6 protein-coding genes are annotated in these 6,150 nt (G+C 72.3%); 4 read left to right on the top strand and 2 right to left on the bottom strand.

The window, feature by feature from the left end; genetic code table 11:
- Window positions 1-273, bottom strand: a 273-nt coding sequence (locus PLP61_RS14195) for a DUF4430 domain-containing protein (protein ID WP_324503402.1), incomplete at its 3' end; no start/stop codon positions are given.
- Window positions 270-1,088, bottom strand: coding sequence for an aquaporin (locus tag PLP61_RS14190; protein WP_324503401.1), 819 nt, complete (start codon window positions 1,086-1,088; stop codon window positions 270-272). The genes PLP61_RS14190 and PLP61_RS14195, both read right to left, overlap by 4 nt.
- 146 nt (window positions 1,089-1,234) lie before the next feature.
- Here PLP61_RS14190 and PLP61_RS14185 point away from each other — a divergent pair, with 146 nt between their 5' ends.
- The 4 genes from PLP61_RS14185 to PLP61_RS14170 all read left to right on the top strand — a co-directional run bounded on the left by PLP61_RS14185 (window position 1,235) and on the right by PLP61_RS14170 (window position 6,022).
- A complete protein-coding gene (locus PLP61_RS14185) occupies window positions 1,235-3,460 on the top strand; it encodes an NADP-dependent isocitrate dehydrogenase (protein ID WP_324503400.1) in 2,226 nt (741 codons plus the stop codon).
- Window positions 3,461-3,532: 72 nt separating this feature from the next.
- Window positions 3,533-4,600 (top strand): tryptophan--tRNA ligase, encoded by a 1,068-nt coding sequence (gene trpS / locus PLP61_RS14180; RefSeq protein WP_324503399.1) that lies wholly within the window; start codon window positions 3,533-3,535, stop codon window positions 4,598-4,600.
- Window positions 4,601-4,610: 10 nt separating this feature from the next.
- Window positions 4,611-5,132 (top strand): 2'-5' RNA ligase family protein, encoded by a 522-nt coding sequence (locus PLP61_RS14175; RefSeq protein ID WP_324503398.1) that lies wholly within the window; start codon window positions 4,611-4,613, stop codon window positions 5,130-5,132.
- Window positions 5,132-6,022 (top strand): YihY/virulence factor BrkB family protein, encoded by an 891-nt coding sequence (locus tag PLP61_RS14170; RefSeq protein WP_324503397.1) that lies wholly within the window; start codon window positions 5,132-5,134, stop codon window positions 6,020-6,022. The genes PLP61_RS14175 and PLP61_RS14170 overlap by 1 nt, the downstream gene beginning before the upstream one ends.
- The last annotated feature ends 128 nt before the right edge of the window (window positions 6,023-6,150 follow it).

Raw genomic sequence — 6,150 nt, 5'->3', positions numbered from 1 at the left:
CCCGGCGCTCGCCGCCCCCGCCACGCCGAGCGCGGCGTCCAGCGGGGGGTCGGCCACGATCCGCGGCGCGCGGGCCGAGAAGGGGAGGGGCCAGAGCCCGACCACGCCCCAGACGTCCTGCGCGCCCGACCACGCGTGGTGGTCCCACCAGACGACGCTCCCGTCGCGCAGCGGGACCTCCTTCGCCCCGACGCCCGAGAGCACCCCGTCCACGTAGAAGAACCAGTCCCGGGCGCCGCCGGCGTCGGAGCGCCGGCCGAGCATCTCGCTCACGAAGCCGCCGCCGTAGGCGGTCTCCACCGGCGTGAGGCCGCGCAGGCCGTCCAGCACGGACCCCTCCGGCGCGGCCCGGCCGGGCCAGCGCCCTCGGACCCCGCCGCCCGGTGGCGACCCAGCCCGGGTGCGGCCTCGCGCCCCCGCAGGAGTGGGTAGCCGAGCCCGGCGACGACGGCGCCCAACAGCGGGGCGAGCACGAACAGCCACAGCTGGCGGACGGCCGCGGCCCCGGCGAAGACCCCCACGCCGACCGAGCGCGCCGGGTTGACCGAGGTGACGGTCGCCGCCATCGACGCGAGGTGCAGCACGGCCAGGGTCAGCCCGACCACCACCGGCGCGAGCCCGGCGTACGTCGCCCGCTCGTCGGTCACGGCGAGCACCACCCCGACCAGTACGGCGGTCATCAGCGTCTCGAGCAGGAAGGCCGCCCACCAGGCGTAGCCGCTGCCCGCCGCGCCGAAGGAGTTCTGCCCGAGGTTGCCCTCGCTGCGGAAGCCCGGGAACCCGTGCATGAGCCCCCACAGGGTCGCGCCGGCGAGCAGCGCGCCGGCGGTCTGCACCAGCGCGTAGAGCCCGCTGCGTCCCCAGGAGAGGCGGCCGACGAGGGCGGCGCCCAGCGAGACGGCTGGGTTGAAGTGGCCGCCGGAGGCCCACCCCAGGGCCGAGGTCAGCGCCACCGCGGTGAGACCGAACGCCAGACCGGTGGCGAGGTAGTCGCCCCCGGTCATCAGCAGGGCGCCGACCCCGACGACCACCAGCACGAAGGTGCCGACCGCCTCGGCGCCGAGCGCCTGGCGAGTCGTGGCTGGCACGGACAACGGCTCCCCCTCCCCAGAGCGGTCCGCACGGACCGGGGTGAACCCTAACCCGGCGGGCGCTCCCGCGTGGCGCAATGCCCCCGGCTTTGCCGAGGACCCCGATGTTGCCGCCGGTCAGGGGGACTACTAGCGTCCCAACGGTGACCGACACCTCAGCCCAGATCATCTACACGCACACCGACGAGGCGCCGCTGCTGGCGACGTACTCGTTCCTGCCGATCGTGCAGGCCTACGCCGCGGCCGCAGGTGTGCCCGTGGTCACCCGGGACATCTCGCTGGCCGGCCGGATCCTCGCCCAGTTCCCCGATCGGCTGACCGAGGAGCAGCGCCAGCCCGACGACCTCGCCGAGCTCGGTCGCCTGGCCAAGAGCCCCGAGGCCAACATCATCAAGCTGCCGAACATCAGCGCCTCGATCCCGCAGCTCAAGGCGGCCGTGGCCGAGCTGCAGGAGAAGGGCTACGACCTGCCCGACTACCCCGACAACCCCAGCACGGACGAGGAGCGCGAGACCCGGGCCCGCTACGACCGGGTGAAGGGGTCCGCGGTCAACCCGGTGCTCCGTGAGGGCAACTCCGACCGCCGGGCCCCGGCCTCGGTGAAGAGCTACGCCCGCACCCACCCCCACCGCATGGGCCCCTGGTCGCCCCGGTGCCGCACGAACGTCACCACCATGGCCGCCGGCGACTTCCGCCACAACGAGAGGTCCGTGGTGCTGGCCGCCGACGACGACCTGCGGATCGAGCACGTGGGGACGGACGGGACCGTCACCGTGCTCAAGGAGTCGATCCCCGTGCTCGCCGGCGAGGTCGTCGACGCCACCCTGATGCGGGTGGCCGAGCTCCGCACGTTCCTCGACGACCAGATCGCCCGCGCGAAGGCCGAGGACGTGCTGTTCTCGGTGCACCTGAAGGCCACCATGATGAAGGTGTCGGACCCGATCATGTTCGGCCACGTGGTCCGTGCCTTCTTCCCCTCCCTCTTCGAGGAGCACGGCGCCACGCTGGCGGCCGCGGGGATCAACCCCAACGACGGTCTCGGTGCGCTGCTGGCGGCCGCGGACACGCTCCCGGAGGGTGCCGCGGTGCGGGCTGCGGTGGAGGAGGGCATCGCCGCCGGCCCCGCGCTGGCCATGGTGGACTCCGACCGCGGCATCACCAACCTGCACGTCCCCTCCGACGTGATCGTGGACGCCTCGATGCCCGCGATGATCCGCACCTCCGGGCACATGTGGGGTCCCGACGGGCAGGAGGCCGACACCCTGGCCGTGATCCCCGACAGCTGCTACGCCGGGATCTACCAGGCCGTGATCGACGACTGCCGCACCCACGGTGCCTTCGACCCCGCGACCATGGGCTCGGTGCCCAACGTCGGGCTGATGGCGCAGGCGGCCGAGGAGTACGGCTCGCACGACAAGACCTTCGAGGTCCCCGCCGACGGCACGGTGCGGGTCGTCGACCGGGCCGGACGGACCCTGATGGAGCACGAGGTCGCCGCCGGCGACATCTGGCGCGCCTGCCAGACCAAGGACGTGCCGATCCGCGACTGGGTGAAGCTGGCCGTCACCCGGGCCCGGGCCACCGGTGCCCCGGCGGTGTTCTGGCTGGACGAGACGCGGGCGCACGACGCGAACCTGATCGCGAAGGTCACGACGTACCTGACCGAGCACGACACCGAGGGGCTGACCCTCAAGATCCTCTCGCCCGTGGACGCGATGACCTACTCCCTGGACCGCGTCCGGCACGGCGAGGACACCATCTCGGTCACCGGCAACGTGCTGCGCGACTACCTCACCGACCTGTTCCCGATCATGGAGCTGGGCACCTCGGCGAAGATGCTGTCGGTGGTCCCGCTGATCGCCGGCGGGGGCCTCTTCGAGACCGGGGCGGGCGGGTCGGCGCCCAAGCACGTGCAGCAGCTGGTCAAGGAGAACTACCTGCGCTGGGACAGCCTGGGGGAGTTCCTGGCCCTCGCGGTGAGCCTGGAGAAGTACGCCGAGACCAGCGGCAACGGCGGGGCTCGGGTGCTCGCCGACACGCTCGACCGGGCCACCGGCACGCTGCTGAACGAGAACCGCTCCCCGGCTCGACGGTTGGGCGGCATCGACAACAGGGGCAGCCACTTCTACCTGGCCCTCTACTGGGCCCAGGAGCTGGCGGGGCAGTCCGAGGACGCCGAGCTCGCCGCTGCGTTCGCCGAGCTGGCCCGCTCCCTGACCGAGCAGGAGGAGACGATCGCCGCCGAGCTGCTCGCGGTGCAAGGGCGCCCTGCGGACATCGGGGGCTACTACCGGCCCGACGACGCCAAGACCTCCGCGGTGATGCGCCCGTCGGAGACGTTCAACGCCGCGCTGGGGCTGCTGGGCTGACGCACGCCGGTCCGTCGACCGTGTCCCGGGCGCCGCGCGGGCCCGGGACCAAGGGATGGAACAATCCTCCCCATGTCCTCGCTCATCACCCGACCCGAGACCCAGGTCGCCGAGGCGGGCACCAGCACCGCTCGACCGCGGGTCCTGTCCGGCATCCAGCCGACCGCCGACTCCTTCCACTTCGGCAACTACCTGGGTGCGCTGCGGCAGTGGGTCGACCTGCAGGAGGACTACGAGCCGTTCTTCTTCATCGCCGACCTCCACGCGATCACGATGGACCCGCCGCCGCCCTCGGTACTGCGCGAGCGGTCCCTTCGCGCCGCCGCCCAGCTCATCGCGATGGGCATCGACCCGGCCCGCTCGGCGATCTTCCTGCAGAGCCAGGTCCCCGAGCACGCCCAGCTGGCGTGGGTGCTGCAGTGTCTGACGGGCTTCGGCGAGGCGCGCCGGATGACCCAGTTCAAGGACAAGTCGGCCAAGGAGGGGGAGGGTGCCGCCTCCGTCGGGCTGTTCACCTACCCGGTGCTCCAGGCCGCCGACATCCTGCTCTACCGGCCGCACTTCGTGCCGGTGGGTGAGGACCAGCGCCAGCACCTCGAGCTCACCCGGGACCTGGCCCAGCGCTTCAACCGTCGCTACAAGAAGACCTTCCGGCTGCCCGAGCCCTACATCCTCAAGTCCACCGCCAAGATCACCGACCTGCAGGACCCGCGCGCGAAGATGTCGAAGTCGGCGTCCTCGCCGTCCGGCATCATCGAGATGCTGGACGACCCGAGGGCCAGTGCGAAGAAGATCCGCTCGGCGGTCACCGACTCCGGCTCCGAGATCCGGTTCGACCCCGACGACAAGCCCGGTGTCAGCAACCTGCTGACCATCTACTCGGCGCTCTCGGGCCGGCCTGTCTCGGACCTGGAGGCGGAGTACGCCGGGCGCGGCTACGGCGACCTCAAGAAGGACCTGGGCGAGCAGGTCGTCGACTTCGTCACGCCGTTCCGGGACCGGACGCTGGCGCTGCTCGACGACCCTGCCCAGCTGGCAGCGGTGCTCGCCGAGGGCGCGGCCCGGGCTGGCGCCGTCGCCGCCGCGACACTGCGCGACGTCTACGACCGGGTCGGCTTCGTCCCGACGGTGGCGGGGTAGGTTCGCCCCCGTGCCCACCATCGGTGTCGCCCTGGCCATCCCGGAGCCCTGGGGCCAGCAGCTGCAGGACTACCGCACCTCGGTCGGGGAGGCGACCGCGGCGCTGATCCCGGCCCACATCACCCTGGTGCCGCCGGTGGACGTCCCTGAGGCGGAGCTGGAGGAGATCCAGGACCACCTGGCCCACGTCGCGCTCACGGTCCCGCGGTTCCAGGTGCAGCTGAGAGGGACCGGCACGTTCCGGCCGGTCTCCCCGGTCGTGTTCGTCGCGGTGGCCGCGGGCGGGGACGGCTGCGAGCAGCTCGCCGACGCCCTGCGCCGCGGGCCGCTCGGTGTCGAGCTGCAGTTCCCCTACCACCCGCACGTCACCATCGCCCACCACCTGCCCGACGAGGCCCTGGACCGCGCGCTCGCGGAGCTGGCGGACTTCCGGTGCAGCTTCGACGCCACCGCGTTCCACCTCTACGCCCATGACGCGGCGGACGGCTGGAAGCCCACCCGGGACTTCGTGCTGGGCGCGCCCGTCGACTGATGCCCGACCTGTCCTCGGCCCGCGACCGCGCGCAGCGCACCTTCGCCACCGCCCGTCGGCGTTCCGGCCTGCTCGACCACGGTCTGCGCACCCAGGAGCAGTACTCGGCCGTCCAGGGGTCGATGCACGCGGGTGCGATCACCTACTACGGCGTGCTGTCGTTCTTCCCGCTCCTGGCCCTGTCCTTTTTCGTGGTGGGCTACCTCGCGCGTGTCTTCCCGAACGCCGAGCAGGCACTGGAGACCGCGGTCGAGCAGCTCTTCCCCGGGGTGTTCGGTGGCGGAGCCGACCAGCTCTCGCTCGCCGACCTCGAGCGGCTGGCCGGGACCCTCGGCCTGGTCGGCCTGCTCGGCGCGCTCTACACCGGGCTGGGGTGGCTCTCCGCGACCCGCTCGGCGCTGCTCGCGGTCTTCGATCTCCCGTCCGAGGAGTACCCCAGCTTCCTGCTCGGCAAGGCCCGCGACCTGGCCGCCCTGGTCTCCCTGGGCACCCTCCTGCTGCTCAGCGTCGCGGTCTCGGGCTTCGTCTCCCACTACGCGCGCCAGCTGCTGGAGTGGGTCGGACTCGGAACCGACCTCGGCTTCGCCCTCACGCTGCTCTCGGTCGTCCTGGGCGTGGCGTCCGCCGTACTGCTCTTCTGGCTGATGTTCACCCTGCTGGCCCGCCCCCACGCGCCGCGGCGCTCCCTGTGGCTGGGCGCCCTCCTCGGCGCGGTGGCGTTCGAGGCGCTCAAGCGGCTCGCCTCCTACCTGCTCACCTTCACCACGCAGGCGCCCGCGTTCCAGCTGTTCGGGATCACGCTGATCCTCATCGTCTGGATCAGCTACTTCTCCCGCATCACCCTGTACGCCGCGGCCTGGGCGCACACCCGCCGACCCGTCGCTGTTTGACCGGTTGTCCACAGCCGGGCCGGGCGGGCAATCGGCAGCTCTCATCCCCAGCACCACCTGCGTCTCCAGGAGAGCGGAAGATCCCAGTCACCAGGTGGCTGTTGCGAAATCGCCGGGTGGGGTGCGTG

Origin of the sequence: Nocardioides sp. (genome assembly GCF_035429765.1) — a bacterium.
Classification (GTDB): Bacteria; Actinomycetota; Actinomycetes; order Propionibacteriales; family Nocardioidaceae; genus Nocardioides.
This window is presented reverse-complemented; position numbering and strand designations above follow the sequence as displayed.

Coding starts and splice junctions, on each gene's coding strand:
- PLP61_RS14170 (WP_324503397.1), top strand. CDS start 5,132: ATGCCCGACCTGTCCTCGGCCCGCGACCGCGCGCAGCGCACCTTCGCC.
- trpS (WP_324503399.1), top strand. CDS start 3,533: ATGTCCTCGCTCATCACCCGACCCGAGACCCAGGTCGCCGAGGCGGGC.